Origin of the sequence: Micromonospora andamanensis (assembly GCF_016863495.1) — a bacterium.
Classification (GTDB): domain Bacteria; phylum Actinomycetota; class Actinomycetes; order Mycobacteriales; family Micromonosporaceae; genus Micromonospora; species Micromonospora andamanensis.
This window is the reverse complement of the sequence record NZ_BOOZ01000002.1, coordinates 1-17,623: the sequence shown is the minus strand read 5'-3', so window position 1 is coordinate 17,623 and position 17,623 is coordinate 1. Positions and strand designations below refer to the sequence as shown.

19 protein-coding genes and 1 pseudogene are annotated in these 17,623 nt (G+C 71.5%); 8 read left to right on the top strand and 12 right to left on the bottom strand.

Features of this window, described 5'->3' with window-relative positions:
* The first annotated feature begins 266 nt into the window (after positions 1–266).
* Complete coding sequence (locus tag Van01_RS00635) at positions 267–1,391, top strand: glycoside hydrolase family 12 protein (protein WP_203997773.1); 1,125 nt, start codon at positions 267–269, stop codon at positions 1,389–1,391.
* A 303-nt stretch (positions 1,392–1,694) separates the two neighbouring features.
* Here the strand turns inward: Van01_RS00635 and Van01_RS00630 are convergent, their stop codons facing one another.
* Positions 1,695–2,483, bottom strand: a complete 789-nt coding sequence (locus Van01_RS00630; RefSeq protein WP_203997771.1) for an aldo/keto reductase — start codon at positions 2,481–2,483, stop codon at positions 1,695–1,697.
* A 99-nt stretch (positions 2,484–2,582) separates the two neighbouring features.
* Between Van01_RS00630 and Van01_RS00625 the strand changes: the two are divergent.
* Positions 2,583–2,963 (top strand): annotated as a pseudogene (locus Van01_RS00625) (DNA polymerase ligase N-terminal domain-containing protein); the annotation flags it as partial.
* Positions 2,964–3,089: 126 nt separating this feature from the next.
* Positions 3,090–4,283, top strand: coding sequence for a threonine synthase (locus tag Van01_RS00620; protein ID WP_203997769.1), 1,194 nt, complete (start codon positions 3,090–3,092; stop codon positions 4,281–4,283).
* Positions 4,284–4,320: 37 nt separating this feature from the next.
* On the opposite strand, the gene Van01_RS00615 is transcribed toward Van01_RS00620, so the two are convergent.
* The 4 genes from Van01_RS00615 to Van01_RS00600 form a co-directional block, all read right to left on the bottom strand.
* Complete coding sequence (locus Van01_RS00615; protein WP_203997767.1) at positions 4,321–6,117, bottom strand: glycoside hydrolase family 15 protein; 1,797 nt, start codon at positions 6,115–6,117, stop codon at positions 4,321–4,323.
* A gap of 84 nt (positions 6,118–6,201) precedes the next feature.
* Complete coding sequence (locus Van01_RS00610; protein ID WP_239093734.1) at positions 6,202–6,594, bottom strand: cupin domain-containing protein; 393 nt, start codon at positions 6,592–6,594, stop codon at positions 6,202–6,204.
* Between the two features lie 255 nt (positions 6,595–6,849).
* The gene (locus Van01_RS00605) at positions 6,850–7,257 is read right to left on the bottom strand and encodes a hypothetical protein (protein WP_203997762.1); all 408 of its coding nucleotides are present in this window, start codon (positions 7,255–7,257) and stop codon (positions 6,850–6,852) included.
* Positions 7,258–7,466: 209 nt separating this feature from the next.
* Positions 7,467–7,973, bottom strand: a complete 507-nt coding sequence (locus Van01_RS00600) for a septum formation initiator (RefSeq protein WP_203997759.1) — start codon at positions 7,971–7,973, stop codon at positions 7,467–7,469.
* Between the two features lie 102 nt (positions 7,974–8,075).
* Here Van01_RS00600 and Van01_RS00595 point away from each other — a divergent pair, with 102 nt between their 5' ends.
* The 3 genes from Van01_RS00595 to Van01_RS00585 all read left to right on the top strand — a co-directional run bounded on the left by Van01_RS00595 (position 8,076) and on the right by Van01_RS00585 (position 10,685).
* Positions 8,076–8,771 (top strand): response regulator transcription factor, encoded by a 696-nt coding sequence (locus tag Van01_RS00595; RefSeq protein WP_203997756.1) that lies wholly within the window; start codon positions 8,076–8,078, stop codon positions 8,769–8,771.
* Positions 8,768–10,036: a HAMP domain-containing sensor histidine kinase gene (locus tag Van01_RS00590; RefSeq protein ID WP_203997753.1), complete on the top strand. Its 1,269-nt coding sequence runs from the start codon at positions 8,768–8,770 to the stop codon at positions 10,034–10,036. Before Van01_RS00595 ends, Van01_RS00590 begins: the two co-directional genes overlap by 4 nt.
* A 121-nt stretch (positions 10,037–10,157) precedes the next feature.
* Positions 10,158–10,685: a PepSY domain-containing protein gene (locus Van01_RS00585; protein ID WP_203997750.1), complete on the top strand. Its 528-nt coding sequence runs from the start codon at positions 10,158–10,160 to the stop codon at positions 10,683–10,685.
* Positions 10,686–10,758: 73 nt separating this feature from the next.
* On the opposite strand, the gene Van01_RS00580 is transcribed toward Van01_RS00585, so the two are convergent.
* Positions 10,759–11,646, bottom strand: coding sequence for a sulfotransferase domain-containing protein (locus tag Van01_RS00580; RefSeq protein WP_203997747.1), 888 nt, complete (start codon positions 11,644–11,646; stop codon positions 10,759–10,761).
* 94 nt (positions 11,647–11,740) lie between these two features.
* Between Van01_RS00580 and Van01_RS00575 the strand changes: the two genes are divergently transcribed.
* Complete coding sequence (locus Van01_RS00575) at positions 11,741–12,760, top strand: beta family protein (protein WP_239093736.1); 1,020 nt, start codon at positions 11,741–11,743, stop codon at positions 12,758–12,760.
* On the opposite strand, the gene Van01_RS00570 is transcribed toward Van01_RS00575, so the two are convergent.
* The 6 genes from Van01_RS00570 to Van01_RS00545 all read right to left on the bottom strand — a co-directional run bounded on the left by Van01_RS00570 (position 12,744) and on the right by Van01_RS00545 (position 16,231).
* The gene (locus tag Van01_RS00570) at positions 12,744–13,025 is read right to left on the bottom strand and encodes an adhesin (RefSeq protein WP_099847355.1); all 282 of its coding nucleotides are present in this window, start codon (positions 13,023–13,025) and stop codon (positions 12,744–12,746) included. The genes Van01_RS00575 and Van01_RS00570 overlap by 17 nt on opposite strands.
* Before the next feature lie 191 nt (positions 13,026–13,216).
* Positions 13,217–13,534, bottom strand: coding sequence for a hypothetical protein (locus Van01_RS00565; protein ID WP_203997741.1), 318 nt, complete (start codon positions 13,532–13,534; stop codon positions 13,217–13,219).
* Positions 13,535–13,625: 91 nt separating this feature from the next.
* Positions 13,626–13,973: a DUF1330 domain-containing protein gene (locus Van01_RS00560; RefSeq protein ID WP_203997738.1), complete on the bottom strand. Its 348-nt coding sequence runs from the start codon at positions 13,971–13,973 to the stop codon at positions 13,626–13,628.
* 25 nt (positions 13,974–13,998) lie between these two features.
* On the bottom strand, positions 13,999–14,436 hold the full coding sequence (locus tag Van01_RS00555) for a nitroreductase family deazaflavin-dependent oxidoreductase (protein ID WP_203997735.1): 438 nt from the start codon (positions 14,434–14,436) through the stop codon (positions 13,999–14,001).
* A gap of 94 nt (positions 14,437–14,530) precedes the next feature.
* Positions 14,531–15,472, bottom strand: a complete 942-nt coding sequence (locus tag Van01_RS00550) for a hypothetical protein (protein WP_203997732.1) — start codon at positions 15,470–15,472, stop codon at positions 14,531–14,533.
* 162 nt (positions 15,473–15,634) lie between these two features.
* Positions 15,635–16,231: a pentapeptide repeat-containing protein gene (locus tag Van01_RS00545; protein WP_099847358.1), complete on the bottom strand. Its 597-nt coding sequence runs from the start codon at positions 16,229–16,231 to the stop codon at positions 15,635–15,637.
* 79 nt (positions 16,232–16,310) lie between these two features.
* Here Van01_RS00545 and Van01_RS00540 point away from each other — a divergent pair, with 79 nt between their 5' ends.
* Positions 16,311–17,537, top strand: a complete 1,227-nt coding sequence (locus tag Van01_RS00540; protein WP_373306192.1) for a serine hydrolase domain-containing protein — start codon at positions 16,311–16,313, stop codon at positions 17,535–17,537.
* Positions 17,538–17,623: the final 86 nt, after the last annotated feature.

Below are 17,623 nucleotides of genomic sequence, written 5' to 3'. Positions count from 1 at the left end.
ACCCCCGACATCTCTCGGCACCGCCGGATACGCCCGTCGGCGCCGGTCACCAGCCAGCTGGAGTCGGGCGGCCAGCCGATCGTGGTGTCCGTGACACACGTCGCATTTGACGCCAATCACCCTCACCTGTTGCGCCCTTTGTTTCAGGGATGTAAATGTGACGATGAGCATGGGAGCGCTCCCGCAACTTTCGGCGGCGCATTCCCGACAGCTCCGTCCGCATCCGTAGGAGGCGTCCCGTGCGACGCCGCAGCGCTAGGAGCATCATGAGACGTACCTTGCGGGCCATCATGGCCGTCGGGCTGGTTGCCGCCGGCTCGATTGTCGCCGTGGCCCTCGGTGGCACCGCCTCCGCCGACACCCAGATCTGTGAGCAGTACGGCTCGACAGTGATCCAGAACCGGTACGTGGTGCAGAACAACCGTTGGGGTACCACCGCCCAGCAGTGCATCAACGTCACGAACAACGGCTTTGAGATCATTACCCAGAACGGCAGCAGCCCGACGAACGGCGCCCCGACGGCGTACCCGTCGGTCTTCCTCGGCTGCCACTACACCAACTGCTCCCCCGGCACCAACCTGCCGATCCAGGTCAGCCAGATCAGCAGCGCTACCAGCAGCATCAACTACCGGTACGTGAGCAACGGCATCTACAACGCCTCGTACGACATCTGGCTCGACCCGTCACCCAAGCGGGACGGCGTGAACCAGATGGAGATCATGATCTGGTTCAACCGGCAGGGCCCGATCCAGCCCATCGGGTCCCCCGTCGGCAACGCCAACATCGACGGGCGCAACTGGGAGGTCTGGCGGGGCAGCAACGGCTCCAACAACGTCATCTCGTACGTCGCACCGTCGGCCATCAGCAGCGCCAACCTGAACCTGCTGGCGTTCATCAACGACACCCGTAACCGGGGCGCGATCACCAACTCCTGGTACCTGACAAGCATCCAGGCCGGGTTCGAGCCCTGGCAGGGCGGCGTCGGTCTGGCCGTGACGAACTTCTCGGCCGCAGTGAACGGTGGTGGCAACAACAACCCGCCGCCCACCACCACCCCGCCGCCCTCCGGCAGCGGCGCCTGCGCGGTGAAGTACACGGCCAACGCGTGGAACAACGGCTTCACCGCCGACGTGCAGATCACCAACACCGGGTCGAGCACGATCAACGGCTGGACCCTTGCCTACTCGCTGCCGTCCGGGCAGCAGGTGACGAACTCGTGGAACGCCACGGTGAGCCAGAGCGGCTCGTCGGTGACCGCCCGCAACGTCGGCCACAACGGCACGATCTCACCCGGCGGCACGGCCAGCTTCGGCTACCAGGGCACGCTGAACGGGTCGTACGCCAACCCGACAAGCTTCACCCTCAACGGCGCCACCTGCTCGCGCTCCTGACGAGCGAATGCTGGGGTGCGGCGGACGCCGCACCCCAGCACTGATCAGGCCGTCTGACGTCACTGAAAGGTGGGCCCACCCGGGCCGACCGGCGACGAACCGGTTTTCGTCGAGGACAAGGGCCGCCGCTACGCACTTCACCGCTTGTCGCACACAGACCCCACGCCGCCCGCCGGCACCTGACGACGAGCGGGTGACCGGTACCGCTCGCGGGTTGCGGCAACTCGGGCTCTCCGCGCTGCGGGAGAGCCCGAGTTGCCGCATGTCGCAACGGCGTCCGCGGCGGGCGTCGTCCGGTCCCGATCAGGGGTTACCGAGGGCGTCGATGTCGCGCATCTCCTCGGCGGTCAGCGAGAAGCCGAAGACGTCCGCGTTCGCGCGGATCCGCTCCGGCGTCACCGACTTCGGGATCGCCACGATCTCGTGGTCGAGGTGCCAGCGCAGCACCACCTGGGCGGGCGAGACATTGTGCGCGCCGGCGATCCGGGTCAGCACCGGGTCGGACAGGTCGGTGGTCTTGAACGGGCTGTAGCCCTCAAGCACCACCCCACGGTCCCGGTGCTCGGCGTGCCGCTGCCGGTCGTAGAGCCGGGGGCCCCACTTGATCTGGTTGACCGCCGGGTTCTCCTCGGTCGCCTGGATCAGCTCGTCGATCTGGGCGGTGCTGAAGTTGCTGACCCCGACCGCCCGGGCCAGGTTCGCGTCGCGGGCGGCGAGCATCTCCCGCCAGACCGGGATCAGGTCACCCGGGTCGTTCGGTGGCCAGTGGACCAGCCACAGATCGACGTACTCGACGCCGAGGGCGCGCAGGCTCTCCTCGATCGTCTCCCGTTCCCGGCCGACCCGCTCGGGTGGCAGCTTGGTGGTGATGAAGACGTCCTCCCGGCGCAGCCCGCTCTCGCGGATCGCCCGGCCGACCTCCTCCTCGTTGCCGTACATGGTGGCGGTGTCGATGTGTCGGTAGCCGGCGTCGAGCGCGTCGAGCACGGCCTTGTAGCCCTCTTCGCCGGTCGCCTGCCAGGTGCCGAAGCCGAGCAGGGGGATCCGGACGTCACCGGGGAGAACTGCGGTGGGGTGGTCACTGTGGTTCATACCGACCGTTCTACCCCCGTTGACGCTCGGCATGCCCGGGATCAGGCGCGTCCACCCGCCGCCGGGCGCGTCGGCGCGATTTGCCGGAGAATGCGGGATGTGGCTGACCGGCTGGAGGAGTACCAGCGCAAGCGGGACGCCGCGCGTACCCCCGAACCGGTGCCGGCCGAGCGGCCCCGACGGTCCCGGGCCGGCGACCGCGCCCGGTTCGTCATCCAGCAGCACCACGCCCGCAGTCTGCACTGGGACCTACGGCTGGAGCGCGACGGGGTGCTCGTCTCCTGGGCGGTGCCGCGTGGGTTGCCGCGCGATCCGGGACGCAACCACCTCGCCGTGCACACCGAGGACCATCCGATGGAGGATCTCGACTTCGCCGGTGACATCCCGGCCGGCGAGTACGGCGGCGGCCGGATGATCATCCACGACCGGGGCGCCTACCGCTGCGAGAAGTGGCAGGACCGCGAGGTGGTGGTCGAGCTGCTCTGGTTGGAGGGGGTGAGCAGTCTGGAGGTGCCGTACCCGCAGCGCCGCGAGTTGCTCGACTCGCTGGCACTGTCCGGGCCGCGTGGCGCAGCGTGGACGTGAGCTGAGACGGCGAGGAGCGGCGTGTATCTGACCCACCTCGAGTGCCCGCGCTGCGGCCGGGAACACGACGCCGGCGTGCCGCAGAACCTCTGCGGGTGTGGCTCACCGCTACTGGCCCGCTACGACCTGGCGGCTGCGGCGCGGGTGATCGAGCCGGAGCGGTTCGGGTTGCGTCCCGCCGACCTGTGGCGCTACCGGGAGCTGCTCCCGGTGGCCGATCCGAGGTGTGTCACCACGCTCGGCGAAGGATGGACGCCGATGCTGCGGGCGCCGGCGTACGGTGCGGACATCGGCATCGACGAGCTGCTGGTCAAGGACGAGGGGTTGACCCCGACCGGCTCGTTCAAGGCGCGGGGGGCGGCCGTGGGCGTGAGCCGTGCCCGGGAACTGGGCGTACGCCGGATCGCCATGCCGACAAACGGCAACGCGGGCGCGGCGTGGGCCACCTACGCCACCCGGGCGGGGCTGGGCGCCACGATCGTGATGCCGCTGTCGGCACCGACCATCTGCCGTCGGGAGTGCGTGGCCGCCGGTGCCGACCTGCGCCTGGTCGACGGGCTGATCGGCGACGCCGGGCGCCAGGTGGCCGCGCTGGTCGCGGCCTCCGACGGCACCGTCTTCGACGCCGGTACGCTGCGCGAGCCGTACCGCCTCGAAGGCAAGAAGACGATGGGGTACGAGATCGTCGAGCAGTTGGGTTGGCAGGTGCCCGATGTGATCATCTACCCGACCGGCGGTGGGGTGGGGCTGATCGGCATCCACAAGGCTCTCGGCGAGCTACGGGAGCTGGGCTGGGTCGAGGACAAGCTGCCCCGACTGGTGGCGGTGCAGTCCACCGGCTGCGCGCCGATCGTCCGGGCGTTCGCCGCCGGGGACGACCGGGCGCGACCGTGGGAGAACGCGCACACCGTGGCGTTCGGCATCACCGTTCCGGCGCCGTTGGGTGACGAGTTGATCCTCGACGCGCTGCGGGCCACCGCCGGCACCGCTGTCGCGGTGGACGACGCCGAGATCCTTACCGACCTGCGGGACTTCGCCGCCCGGGAGGGCCTGCTGCTCTGTCCCGAGGGTGCCGCCTGCCTGACGGCCGCCCGCCGGTTGCGGGCCGGTGGCTGGATCCGTGCGGGCGAACGGGTGGTCGTGCTCAACACCGGCGCGGGCGTGAAGTATCCGGAGACGATCGACGTCTCAGGCGTCCCGGTGCTGCCCCGCTGACGAGCGCGGAAGTCGCCGTCGATGCGGAAGTCGCAGTTCACTCGGCTGTGGGCTCGGTCAGCCGCCACGCGGCGTTGACCTGGCCGATGTGGGACAACGCCTGGGGCATGTTGCCCAGGTGCGCCCCGGTGGTCAGGTCGATCTGCTCGCTGAACAGCCCGACGTCGTTGGCGTGCCCGCTGACCCGCTCGAAGAGCCGGGCGGCCCGCTCCCGCTCGCCCGCCAGCACCAGGCACTCCACAAGCCAGAACGAGCAGAGCACGAAGCCGGCCGGGTCGCCGTCCCAGCGGCGGATCAGCCCGTCGGCACCGCCCAGGTCCCGCTCGACCGCCTCGATAGTCGCCCACATCCGCGGGTCGGTGGCCGGTAGAAAGCCCACCACCGGCAGGTACAGGGCTGAGGCGTCCAACGTCGACGAGCCGAAGGCAGTGGTGAAGGCGCCCAGACGCTCGTCGAAACCGTCCCGGAGCACCATGGCCCTGATCTCGTCCCGGATGCCGGCCCAACGGCGGACGTCCGCCTGCCCGCCCAACTGCGGGGCCAGCCGCACCGCCCGGTCCATCGCCACCCAGCAGAGCACCTTTGACGACAGGTAGTGCCGCTCACGGTCGCGCGGCTCCCAGATCCCCCGGTCAGGCAGCCGCCAGGTGACCGCCACCTGCTCGGCGAGACCGATCACCATGGCGCGCAGCTCGGCCGGGAGCTGGTCACCGAGATAGTGGCGCAACCGCCAGACCGCCGAGATGACCTCACCCGGCACGTCGAGCTGCCGCTGGAGCCAGGCGTCGTTCCCGACGCGTACCGGTCCGGTTCCGGCGTATCCGACGAGGTGGGGACAGACGTGCTCGGAGACGTCCCGTTCCCCTTCCAGCCCGAACAGCACGGGCACCGGATCGGGGCCGACCCGGCCGATCGAGCGGGCCGCCCAGTCGAACAGCCGGGACGCCTCGGTCGGGCAGGCCGCCACCCACAGCGCCCGCAGGGTCATGGCGAAGTCCCGCAGCCAGCAGAACCGGTAGTCGTAGTTGCGGTCGCCGCCGATCCGTTCCGGCAGCGAGGTGGTAGCTGCCGCGGCGACCGCGCCGCTGCGGGCGTACGTGAGACCGGTGAGGACAGTGGCGCTGTGCCGCACCATCTCGGGATAGTGGCCGTCGTACCCGTGGCTCTCGCGGAACGCCTGCCAGGCCAGCGTCGTGTCCGCAAGCGTCCGCACCGGATCCAACCGGGCCGGTGGATCGCCGTAGGCCGGTGCGTAGGCCAGGTCGAAGCCGAGCACCTGCCCCTGCTCGACGGTGAAGGTGTGCCGCACCCGGTCGTGCTCGGCGCGCAGGCGCAACCCGTCGCAGCGCAGTGCCAGCTCCACCGGGCCGGCCGCGGCCGTCACCGCGCCGTCGGGCAGCTCCCGAAGGTACGGGGTGAGCAGGCCGTACTCCGGTCGCGGGCGGTAGTCCAGGACCATCGGCACCCGGCCGGACAGTCCCTCGACGACGCGCAGCAGGACGGCCGGTGAGCGCATGCCGAAGTCGTGGGCGCGAGCGCCCACCTCGGCGGCGAGGGCGTCGGTGACCGCGACGCTGCCCTCCGGGGTGTGGTGCACGGTACGCAGGATCAGCGTGTCCGGCTGGTACGCACGCTGCACCTGGTGTCCGGGCTGCCCCACGGCCACCGGTGCCAGGAGCCAGTGGCCGCCGTCCGGGTCGAGCAGCCGACCGAAGACCGAGGGCGAGTCGAACCGGTTCGGGCACCACCAGTCGATCGAGCCGGCCCGGCTGACCAGCGCACCCGAGCGGCAGTCGGAGAGGTATCCGTACTCGGAGATCGCCGGCTGCTGCATGCGGTCGGCGTACCCGGGATTCCGGGGCTCATCACGCCCGGCACGGGTGTCCGCCGGCCCGGTCGGGCCGGGCCGGCGGACGGGTCAGGAGGTCGGCGGCTCGTCCTCGCCCGCGGCCTCGGCGGCGTCGGCCTCCTCCTTGGTGCGGTGGACGGCCTGGTCGGCGTGCTCCGGCGGCCCGTAGACGGTGTAGAGCACGAGCGGATTCGGCCCGGTGTTGACGAAGTTGTGCCGGGTCCCGGCCGGCACGACCACCAGGTCGCCCTGCACCACCTCACGCTTCTCACCGGCCACCTGTGCCTCACCGGTGCCGCTGACGAAGGTCAGGATCTGGTCGATGTCCTCATGGACCTCCTCGCCGATCTCACCGCCGGGTGGGATCGTCATGATCACCAGTTGGGTGTGGTTCCCGGTCCACAGCACCCGCCGGAAGTCCGGGCTCTTCTCGGCGACTGTCGCGATAGTGAAGTGCTCCATGCTCCGACACATACCCCGTGGCGGGCCGGGCCACGCCGGGGTTCGCAAATGGTGGAACAGACCACCGCCGGAGGGTTTGGACCGGTGCCGATCGGGGATCGACACCAGCGACCGGTACGACAGGTCATGCCAGGTCCCCGCTGACGTACCGCCGTACGGCTGCGGCGGTGGGAGACGGCCGAGCGCGGCGCGGTTTCGACCCTCGGGTCAACGGCGCCGCGCGCTCGTGTGCGCCGGACGCGCCGGGCGGGAGGCTCAGGAGAGCACAGCGAGGTGAAAGGGGCGGTCGGCGGCCGACCCGGCACCGTCGAAGGTGGTCACGAAGACGGCGTTCGGAATGCCGGTACGACCGGCCACCGCTATCTGGCCGGCAGGGGCCAGCCCGGCGCTACCCGCGAGGCCGACGGTGCCGACCAGGCTGGCACCTGTCACGTCCTGGTCGAAGACCACCTGGTACATCCCGGTCCGCAACCGGCTGGCCGCTGCCGCGCCCAGCCCTCGGACCAGGAGGCCGTCGGCACTGACCACGGCGAACAGGACTCTCGCGGTCAAGGGCATGCCGGCGCCGGCGCAGGTGGTGTGTTCGGCCTCGGCGTGGGCCGTGGCCTCGTCCCCCGGCACCGGCTGGGGCGCACCTCTGCTCCTGGCTCTCGCGCTGGACATCGCACTCCTTCCCAGCCCGGCCGAGCGGCCCTGGCGTGTTTAGTTGTTTGCGGTGACTAAAGGGGGATCAGCGCCGATCGCCCCCCTTTGCGCTTCGAACGTATGTCGCGTTCCCTGTCGACAGCCAGGCGAACGACTGTCCGATCAAGGACAGCCGCACTGTCGATCATGGCTCTGACCTGCTTATACGCTCGGCACAACTGCCACGCTCAGTCGTCGTCGGGATCGAGGACCGGCACTCCGCCGACGCACCGCACCGCAATCTCGTACTCGCCACTCGGGCCGACGAACGTCACGTCCGCGTCGTCGTCCGGGCCACGATCGACGTCGTCGACCCGGTAACCCGGCCGGGCGCTCCAGGACTTCAGGAAGACCCCACCCGATACGCACTCGGCCACCGCGCTGCCCCCCGCCGTGGAGAAGCTGCGCCGGTTACCCGGCTCCACGCTCGGACTGGCCGGCGCAGCCGGGCCCGACGAGGACGCACTCGGGCCGGTGCCGGGCGCCGGGGTACCGGTCGGCGGGCCGCCGGGCGACCCGGTGCCGCCCGGTACCGGCTCGGCGAGCGCGCGAGAGATCTCCTCCTGGCTGCGGATCCCGCCGGGCGTCCCGGTGAGGCTCTCACCCACCACCCTGATCGCGGCGAGCCCGATCAGCGTGGCGACGACCGCGGTGGCCAGCCACCCGGCCACGGCGAGGAAGGTTCGACGGCCCATCCTCCGACTATCCCCGATCACCTGTTGGCGCGACCTTCGGGCAACGCTAAGGGACGGTTAACGAAGCCGGTCGGCGACGATCGTCGGGGATACCCTCCTGCTGTGGCCCGCCTGCTGCTGATCGAGGACGACCTGACCATCCGCGCCCCGCTGGCGCGGGCGCTGCGCGAGCGGGGACACGCCGTGGCCGCCGCCTCCACCGCGATGACCGGGCTACGCGACGCCCTCGACGATCGCCCCGATCTCGTCGTACTCGACCTCGGACTGCCCGACCTCGACGGCCGCGAACTGCTGCGGATGCTGCGCGCGGTGAGCGCCGTCCCGGTCATCGTGGCGACCGCCCGCGACGACGAGCGGGAGATCGTCCGGGTGCTCGACGCGGGGGCCGACGACTACGTGGTCAAACCGTTCACCGCCGCCCAGCTCGACGCGCGGATACGCGCGGTGCTGCGCCGGGGACCGGGCGGGCCGGCCGAGGAGGATCCGACGGTGGTGGTCGGCGGGCTGCGGATCGACCCCCGCTCCCGGCAGGTCAGTCTCGACGGCGAGTCTGTCGAACTGACCCCACGTGAATTCGACCTGCTGCGGCACCTGGCCACCCGGGTCGGCGAGGTGGTCACCAAGCGGGAGCTGCTGACCGAGGTGTGGCAGATCCCGTACGGCGGGGCGGACAAGACCGTCGACGTGCACCTGTCCTGGCTGCGCCGCAAACTCGGCGAGAGCGCCCAGCATCCCCGCTACCTGCACACCGTGCGCGGGGTCGGGGTGCGGCTGGTCATCCCGGAGGTGGGCGGGTGAGGGCACGCCTGGCGCTGCTCGTCGCCGCGGTGAGCGTCCTCATCGTGATCGCCTTCCTGGTGCCATTGGCGCTGCTGCTGCGTACCGCCGCCGAGGACCGGGCGACGGTGCGGGCCACCGCCGACGCGCAGAGCCTCGCTCCCGTGGTCGGCACCGCCGACACCGAAACCGTGCGGCTGACGGTCGAACAGCTCGCCGCCGAATCGGCCCGGCCGGTGAGCGTGTTCCTGCCGGACGGCACGGTGCTCGGGTCGTCCGCCACCCGCACCCCGGCGGTGGAGCTGGCCGGACGCGGGCAGAGCCTCACCGCCGAGACGGCCGACGGCCGGGAGGTGGTAATCGCGGTGCAAGGCCGCGCGGACGGCACCGCCGTGATCCGCACGTTCGTGCCGCGGGCGGAGATGGCCGCCGGGGTGGGCCGCGCCTGGCTGGTGCTGGCCCTGCTCGGGGTACTGCTGGTGCTCATCGCCCTGGCCGTCGCCGACCGGCTGGCCCGCACCCTGGTCCGCCCGATCGGCGAGCTGTCCGAGGTGTCGCACCGACTGGCCAACGCCGAACTTGACGCACGGGTGAACCCGTCCGGGCCGGCGGAGCTGCGCGAGGTGGGCAGCGCCCTCAACCACCTGGCCGGCCGGATCCAGGAGTTGCTGGTGCAGGAACGTGAACAGGTGGCTGACCTGTCGCACCGGCTGCGTACGCCGCTCACCGCGCTGCGTCTGGAGGCCGAGTCACTGCGCGACCCGCAGGACGCCGCCCGGGTGATCGACGCGGTGGACGGACTGGAACGGGCGGTCACCGGTCTGATCCGGCAGGCCCGCTGGCGTACCCCCACCGACGGCGCGGTGGTCGCCGACGCCGTGGCCACCGTGGCGGACCGGGTCGCCTTCTGGTCGGTGCTGGCCGAGGAGACCGGCCGCGCGGTCGACCTCGACCTGGCGCCCGGCCCGGTGCCGATCGGCGTCGCGGCCGACGAACTGGCCGCGGCGGTGGACGCCCTGCTCGGCAACGTCTTCGCGCACACCCCGGACGGCACCCCCTTCGCCGTCCGGCTCCGCACCCTCGGCGACCAGGTGGTGCTGACGGTGGCCGACGAGGGCCCCGGCATCACCGCCGACTCGGTGCGCCGGGGAGCGAGCCGGGCCGGGTCGACCGGGCTCGGGCTGGACATCGCCCGCCGCGCGGCCCAGGCCAGCGGCGGCCGGCTGGAGCTGGGCGAGCGGGAAGGTGGCGGGGCCGAAGTGACGCTGTGGCTCGGCCGGGCCTGACACTCGACACCGTCACTTCTCAGGATCGAAAAGGTCTTAACCGGGGCTTAGGGTTCGGACAGCGCGCCGCTATCGCGGCACGACCGATCCTCGATGCAACAACCGAGGAGAGGTGCAGACGATGAAGCGCAATCCCCTGATCCTGGCGTCGGTCGGCGGTGCGGCGGCGGTGCTCACGGTGGCCGGGGTGTTCCTCGGCGTCGCGGCGGCGGACGACAATCGGGCGCGGCAGACGACCCTGACCGCCGCGACCGCCGCCCCGACGACCGCGGGTGTTCCCGACGACACCACCACCGTGGACCCGAGCGCCACCACGGCCGACCCCACCGCCACCACCCCGACCGGCGCGGCGACGAGCGCTCCGGCGGAGCAGAGCCAGCCGGCCACCGAGGGCGACGCGGTGAGCCGGGAACGGGCCGGCGAGATCGCGCTGGCGCACGCCGGTGGCGGGCAGATCACCGAGACCGACCGGGACCGCGAGGACGGCCGGGACGTCTGGGAGATCGAGATCGTCAACGGCGGCACCGAGCACGAGATCGACGTGGACCGGCAGTCCGGTGAGATCGTCAAGGCCGAGCAGGAGCCGGCGGACGACGACGATGACCGGGACGACGACGATGACGATGACGACGACCGGGACGACGACTGACCCGAGCGTCTCGGGCCGGTGACGGCCCACCGGCACCCCCGGAGCGGTATCCCCGCCCGGGGGTGCCGGCGTTTCACGCCTCGGCGCGGTGCAGCCAGGCCAGCAGGTCCGGCGGGGCCAGTGCGGCGACCCGGGAGTGGTAGCGGGCCCGCGTCTCGTCGTCGAGCAGCGCACTGCCCTGCCCGGACCGACCGCTCCGGAAGAAGGCGTTACGGTCCTTCAGGACTCCGGCGGAGTCCGGCGCGAGCCGGTCGGCGCGGGCCCGCATCCGGGCGAAGGTGGCCGCCGCCACCAGATCAGGGCCGGGGGGTTCGAGGTCCAGCCGCTCGGCCAGGCGCCGCATCTGCCCGGACAGGTCGGCCTGGAGATCGTCGTAGTGGACGAGGTGCACGTTCGGCAGGTGCCGGCGGGCCCAGGCGTCGCGGAGGTGCCACATCACGCCCGGCAGTGAATCCAGTTCGGCGCTCGGGTCCGGATCGGCGTCGATCCAGCGTACGAGCGCCCGCTCGACCGGCTGCCGAGGGCCGTCCGGCGCCGGCGGCACGGACCGACCGGTCAGCTCGGCGAGCCGGGCGCGATCCAGATTGGCGCCCTGGTGGTGCAGCGAGACCGCCATGTCGAGCGGATGGCGGGCCACCACCACGTAGTGCACCCGGGGATCGCCCGGTACACCGTCGAGCGGAGTGTGGGTCTTGATGAAGCGACGGTGCCGCTGGGCGGCCAGCCGCGCGTACACCCGCTCCTGCGGCTCGACCAGCCAGTCGAGCCAGGGCGACAGCTCGATGAGCGGTGCCGGCAGTTCCGGCGTACGCAGCACCAGCAGGGCGCAGATCATCTGCATCCAGGTCGTCCCGCTCTTGGACCGCGTGCTGATCACGATGTCCCCCGGACGGAAGGGGAAGCCCAGCCAGCGGGCGCTGTCCTCGTCGGCGGACCGGTACCGGATCGGTGCGTCAGACACCGCGCGAGGATAGTCGGGGAGCTGACACCTGTCCGGTGAATTCCCGCTGTCCCGCCCTGGGAGGTGGGTAATCGTCTGGCTACATTGAATTATGATGCCCGTCCTCGGAGGTCGGGCGGAGGAGCCGGTCTACCGTCCCGTCCTCGCCGCACGGCGCGGGGAACTGGAGGCGCTAGGCCACCTCGACGACGCCCTCGCCCCGATGCTCAGTCCGATCCTGCAACTGTCCGACGTTGACAGATCCGTCATCGACTCCCTGGCCCGGCTTCCGCCAGGGCTGCTTCCCGCCGTCGACATCGGCGCTCTGCCCGACACGATGGCATCGACACTTGCCCGCCGGGGCGTACCGCTGGTGCCGGTGATCGGCCTGACGGACGGTGACCGGCGGTTGGCGGCGCTCGGTGTCACGGCCCGCGAACACACCCAGCGGGCCGTGGTGCGGCTACGGCTTCGTCGGGACCGGGCCGGCCCCGACTCCACCACCACGGCGGTGGAGCGGATCGGTCGGTACGCACGACTCGGCCCCGAGCAGTGTGACCTGGTGGTCGACTGCGGTGACGTGTGCTGCCCGGCGGACGTCCGGCTGGCCGAGCCCCGGGTCCGCCGGACCCTGGACTGGGCCCGGCGGCACGCGTGGCGTTCGGTGAGCGTGGTGGCCGGTGGCATGCCGCCGGCCCTGTCCCGACTGCCTATCGACGTGCCGGTGCGGGTGGACCGCTGGGACTGGCTGCTCTGGCAACGGCTCACCGATCTGGGCGTCGCCTTCGGGGACTACGGGGTGGCCCCGGCGGCGATCGCGGCCGAGCCGGCCGGCGACCGACACCTGACGGTCACCTACACCGGCCACGGCGCCTGGTGGATCCACCGCTGGTCGCGACGCCGTGGCCAGGGCGACCAGCGGGTCGCCGACCTGTGCCGCACGCTTGTGTCGGGGCCGCACTGGCCAACGACGGGCGCGAGCTTCTCCTGGGGCGATCAGGAGATCTCGCGTCGAGCGCGGCGGGGTGCCGGGGCGGGCTCGGCAACCAACTGGATGGCGTGGAGCACGTCGCACCATCTGGCCCACGTCCTGGACGCGCTGGCCCACCCCGCCCGCTCTACTCCTTCTCGGTGAAGCCGAACTGCACGACGCCCTCGTCGTCGACTGTCGCGTCGACCGAGGCGTCACCGAGCAGGTCAGCCGCGTCGGAATCGAGGAAGATCCGGGCCCCCTGGTTGTCGACCACGTGGTCGCCCTCGGCTGGCGCGGGGACCAGCTCGACGGTGAGCGAGCCGGCGGTGGTGTCCGCGGCGATGCGTACGCCACCGTCCTCGGAAACGTCCTGCTGCGCGGCGAGATCACGGATCACCAGGACGGCGTTGTCGGTCATCGTGAGCATGGTGGGACTCCTCGTGGGTGTTCTGGGCTCCCGGGCGGCGCTGGCCACCGCCACATCGGGGCAGCTCAAGGCCCCTCCAGCCCTCCACGGTGCCCGCTGTCGAGGCGTCCGTCAAATAGAGCGATGTCAGCACGACACGAGGCATGACGGCCCGCTTCCGGGGTATCCGAACCGGTTGCCCGCCACGTAGCTCAGGCCGGGGACCGGGGCGGGAGCGGGGCGGCGGGATCACCGCGTTCGATGAGCGCGGCGATGTCCGCGTCGTGCAGGCCGCGCAGCGCGAGCACCCGGGTACCCCACCGGTGCAGCCGGCACGGGTGCGGGCTGGCGTCGTTACGACAGACCGTGCCCCCCGACCAGCTTCGGGGCGCGTGCACCACGACAGCCCGTACGGCGAACTGGGCATCCTCGGCGGTCACGTACGGCGGCAGGGGAATATCCCGCAGCCCCACCCCGGTCCGCTCGCCGGTGGGCGGGTAGGGACGGACGGTACTGCTGCTGCTGTTCATCGGCCTGGCCTCCACACAGGACGGTGGAACACGGACAGCAGGACGTTACGACCCGGTGGACCCGGAGTGACGGACAAACTGTCCCGAGCGCTCAGCCGGAGGACGCCTGTGCCCGCAGTGCCGCCGCAGTCCGGCCGGGATCGTAGCCCGGTCCCACCCCGTCGAAGATGATCGCCGTACCGTCGATGTGCCGGGTGCGCAACGGCAGGATCTCCTGGTACGCCGGCGAGTCGTACCAGGCGTGCGCCTGCTGCCGGTCGGGGAACTCGAGGATGACCACGCTGCCCGGCCACTCGCCCTCGCGGACGTCCACCTCCGGGCCGTGCACCACGAACCGGCCACCGAAGGGCTCCAGCGTGGCCTGGATCCGCTCCAGGTAGGTCAGAATGTCCTCGTTCACCTGCGGGTTGTGCAGGTGGGCAAGTGCGTAGGCGGGCATTGTCCGTCCTCCCCGTGTCGTCTCGTCAGTCGCGTTCGACCAGCACCACCGGGATGTCCCGGTCGGTCTTCGCCTGATAGTCGTCGTAGGCCGGCCAGATGGCCGTCATGGTCGGCCACAGCCGGGCCTTCTCCTCGGGCGTGGCGGTCCGCGCCCGGGCGGTGAACCGATCCGCACCGACCTGCACCTGGACCTGCGGATCGGCCAGCAGGTTGAGATACCAGGCCGGATGCTGCGGGGCACCACCCTGCGAGGCGACCACCGCGTACGCGTCGCCGACCCGGCCGTAGATCAACGCGGTGCGCCGCAGCGCGCCACTGCGCCGGCCACGGGTGGTCAGCAGCAACGTGAAGACGCCCGGCCGCCACTCGTGCCCCTCGGCGCCGTCGGTGTCGACGTACCTGTTGATGTGCTCGGCCACCCAGTTGGTGGGACTGTCCAGCACCCCTTCGCCCGTGGTCATGGAGTCCTCCGGTCTCGTGGAACGGTCGCCGACCAGGCTACTGCCGAACCGGATCGCCGGCCGGGCAACGGCAGGCGTGCGCTGCGGACACCTGTCAGCGTAACGCGACGGCCTGGAGGCCGACGTTGCCACAGTGCGGGGTGAAGCTCTCCTCCACGGTCCAGGTGAGCAGCAGCCGGGTGCCCTTCGGGGCGTTGAACCGGATCGTCGCACCGGTGGACTGACTTGTGTGCCGCTCCTCCAGCCGCAGGGTACGGCTCGGGCCACCGCCGCTCAGCCGCGCCTCCAACCGCCCCCGGGCCATCCACACGCCCAGGTAGACGGTGGCGGTACGCGGTCGACCGTCGGCGACGACCGCGAGGCTGAACCCGTTGCCCTCCCCGCAGGTGTAGAGCCCCTCGGGCGTGACGTCGGTGGACCCTACCGGCGTGCCGTCGCGCCACCGGAACAGTTCCTGGTTGCCGTCCCAGCCACCCCGCTCACCCCGGCCGCCCAGGTCCCGGATCTCGGCGGAGCCGTCGCGCTTGCGCACTGTCGACCCGGCACCGCCCAGTCCCCAGTGCACCCAGTCGCGGTCACCCACCTCGGTCAGGTCCACAGTCGCCGGGATGTCCGTCCGATCGACGGTGAGCAGCACCGACTCCGCTGGTGCGGAGGCTTGCGTGGATCTGGGCGTGGGGACCGGGCTGGGGCTCGGTGGGCGCTCCCGGGGGCGCAGGCCGGGCACCGCAGGTGCGGTGGGCTGACCGCTGGGCAGGCTCGGCCGGCCGACAACCGCCGGCAGGCCGTCCGGCTCGGCCGGTTCCTCCGGGCCGGGCTCCGACCACCAGTGCACGTACCCGACGAGCGCCAACAGGCCGGCTGCTGCGGCGACCGCCTCGACCGCCCAGCGGCGACGCCGGCGGCTGCGCGCGAGCCGGCGGGTGGCGGTGCGGGTGCCGCCGTCCGGGGTGGTCGGCGGCCGACCGGGCGCCGGCCACCGGTGCCGGGCGGCCCTGTCCCGGTGAGCTGGCCGTGGTGGGTGGTCCTCCGCCACCGACGCTCCACTTCTCCCGGACCGGGCTCGCACCGGCACACTCCACCCGATTGTGTGGGCGACTCACAGTGGCATTGCCGGGACCTTCCGCGCTAGTCGGACGAGCAACCATGGCCCGTTCGGCCCACCTGAGGGCCGTCGGCGCTCAGCGTCGCGACGACGTCAACCCCGGATGTCGAAGCCCAGGGCCCGGGCGAGGGTCGCCGCCTGCATCACGTCGATGACGGCCCCGGCCCGGTGCACGGTTGTCGGATCCAGCCCGGCCAGGTCGCTGCCGCGTAGGTCCGCACCGGACAGTCGGGCACCGCGCCACTGCACGTCGGACAGGTCGCACCCGGTCAGTTCAGCGCCCGTCAGGTCGGCCCCGGACAGGTCGGTCTCGCGCATCCGGACGCCTGTGAACCGCGCGCCGCGCAGGTCGCCACCGGCGAGCGTGAGGAACGACCAGTCGCCCCCGGACACGGTAAGCGGCCGCAGGTCGCACCTGTCGAAGGTGCTGCCCACCAGCTTGCAGCCGGTGAACTCCGCCTCGAAGAGGTTGCACCTGGTGAAGACGCACCTGGTGAAGGCCGAGTCGGTGTGCCGGGAGACGTTGAACGCCACGTCGCCGAAGGTGCAGCCCTCGAAGATCGCGCCCCGGCTGGCCGCCTCGGTCAGATCCACCCGGTGGAAGGCGCAGTTGACGAAGTGCCTGTCGGCCAGGTCCTCGGCGTACCAGTCCTCGTCGCGGAAGGTGGCGTCCTCGGTGGGCTCCGGCATGCCTTGCAGGCTAACCAGTGACCCCGACAACACACCTTCCCCGCCTCGCGTACCGGCCGGTAGGTTGCCTGGGGTGAGCATGGCACCCAGCATCGAGGCCAGGCAGGTCGGATTCGACCCGACCCGGTTGGCCCGGATCGACGAGCACTTCGCCGGGTACGTCGACGCCGGCCGGCTGGCCGGCTGGCAGGTGGTGGTCACCCGGCGCGGCGAGATCGCGCACAGTTCGACGTACGGGCTGCGGGACCGCGAGGCCGGCACGCCAGTACGGCCGGACACGCTCTGGCGGATCTACTCCATGACCAAGCCGATCACCTCGGTGGCGGCGATGATGCTCTGGGAGGAGGGCCGCTTCGAGCTGACCGACGAGATCGGGCGCTGGCTGCCCGAGTTCGCCGACATGCGGGTCTACTCGAAGGGCTCGACGCTCAAGCCGTACACCGTGCCGGCGATCGAGCCTATCCGGATCTGGCATCTGCTCACCCACACCGCCGGGCTGACCTACGGCTTCATGCAGACCTCGGTGGTCGACGGGTTGTACCGGGCCGCCGGCTACGACCTGTACCCACCGGCTGAGGTCGACCTGGCCGAGGCGTGCCGGGTCTTCGGCGAGCTGCCACTGCTGTTCCAGCCCGGCACCGCCTGGGGCTACTCGGTCGCCACCGACGTGCTGGGCCGGCTGATCGAGGTGGTCTCCGGGCAGAGCCTGGACACCTTCCTCACCGAACGGATCCTGCGCCCGCTGGGCATGGGCGACACCCGCTGGCACGTCGACGGCGCCGACGCCGAACGGCTGGCCGCCCTGTACGTACCGGACCCGGCGTCCGGCCGCGCGGTGCGTCACGACGCGCTCGGTGCGCTGGCGTACGACAAGCCGGTGCTGCTCTCCGGCGGCGGTGGGCTGATCTCGTCGGCCGCCGACTACCACCGCTTCACCCAACTGCTGCTACGCGGCGGCGAGCTGGACGGCACCCGTCTGCTCGGTCCCCGCACGGTGCGGTTCATGGCGCGCAACCACCTGCCCGGCGGGCAGGACCTGGGCACCCTGTCCACCGGCGGGTTCGCCGAGACCAACCTCGACGGCATCGGGTTCGGCCTCGGCTTCGCGGTCGTCGACGACCCCGTGCCGAGCCGGGTACCGAGCAGCGTCGGCGAGTACTACTGGGGTGGCGTGGCCAGCACCGCGTTCTGGGTCGACCCGGTCGAAGAGATCACCGCCATGTTCTTCACCCAGCTCATGCCGTCGAGTACCTGGCCCATCCGGCCGCAGCTACGCCAACTGGTCTACTCCGCCCTCGTCGACTGACCTGTTCCGCCGACGTTAATGAGTTCTCATGCCTAGCCTGGAGGCGTGAGCGAGCTTGCGAGCGAACCATCAGGCACAGCAGCGGG

Coding starts and splice junctions, on each gene's coding strand:
- Van01_RS00635 (WP_203997773.1), top strand. CDS start 267: ATGAGACGTACCTTGCGGGCCATCATGGCCGTCGGGCTGGTTGCCGCC.
- Van01_RS00630 (WP_203997771.1), bottom strand. CDS start 2,483: ATGAACCACAGTGACCACCCCACCGCAGTTCTCCCCGGTGACGTCCGG.
- Van01_RS00615 (WP_203997767.1), bottom strand. CDS start 6,117: ATGCAGCAGCCGGCGATCTCCGAGTACGGATACCTCTCCGACTGCCGC.
- Van01_RS00610 (WP_239093734.1), bottom strand. CDS start 6,594: ATGGAGCACTTCACTATCGCGACAGTCGCCGAGAAGAGCCCGGACTTC.
- Van01_RS00605 (WP_203997762.1), bottom strand. CDS start 7,257: ATGTCCAGCGCGAGAGCCAGGAGCAGAGGTGCGCCCCAGCCGGTGCCG.
- Van01_RS00600 (WP_203997759.1), bottom strand. CDS start 7,973: ATGGGCCGTCGAACCTTCCTCGCCGTGGCCGGGTGGCTGGCCACCGCG.
- Van01_RS00585 (WP_203997750.1), top strand. CDS start 10,158: ATGAAGCGCAATCCCCTGATCCTGGCGTCGGTCGGCGGTGCGGCGGCG.
- Van01_RS00575 (WP_239093736.1), top strand. CDS start 11,741: ATGCCCGTCCTCGGAGGTCGGGCGGAGGAGCCGGTCTACCGTCCCGTC.
- Van01_RS00570 (WP_099847355.1), bottom strand. CDS start 13,025: ATGCTCACGATGACCGACAACGCCGTCCTGGTGATCCGTGATCTCGCC.
- Van01_RS00565 (WP_203997741.1), bottom strand. CDS start 13,534: ATGAACAGCAGCAGCAGTACCGTCCGTCCCTACCCGCCCACCGGCGAG.
- Van01_RS00560 (WP_203997738.1), bottom strand. CDS start 13,973: ATGCCCGCCTACGCACTTGCCCACCTGCACAACCCGCAGGTGAACGAG.
- Van01_RS00555 (WP_203997735.1), bottom strand. CDS start 14,436: ATGACCACGGGCGAAGGGGTGCTGGACAGTCCCACCAACTGGGTGGCC.
- Van01_RS00545 (WP_099847358.1), bottom strand. CDS start 16,231: ATGCCGGAGCCCACCGAGGACGCCACCTTCCGCGACGAGGACTGGTAC.
- Van01_RS00540 (WP_373306192.1), top strand. CDS start 16,311: ATGGCACCCAGCATCGAGGCCAGGCAGGTCGGATTCGACCCGACCCGG.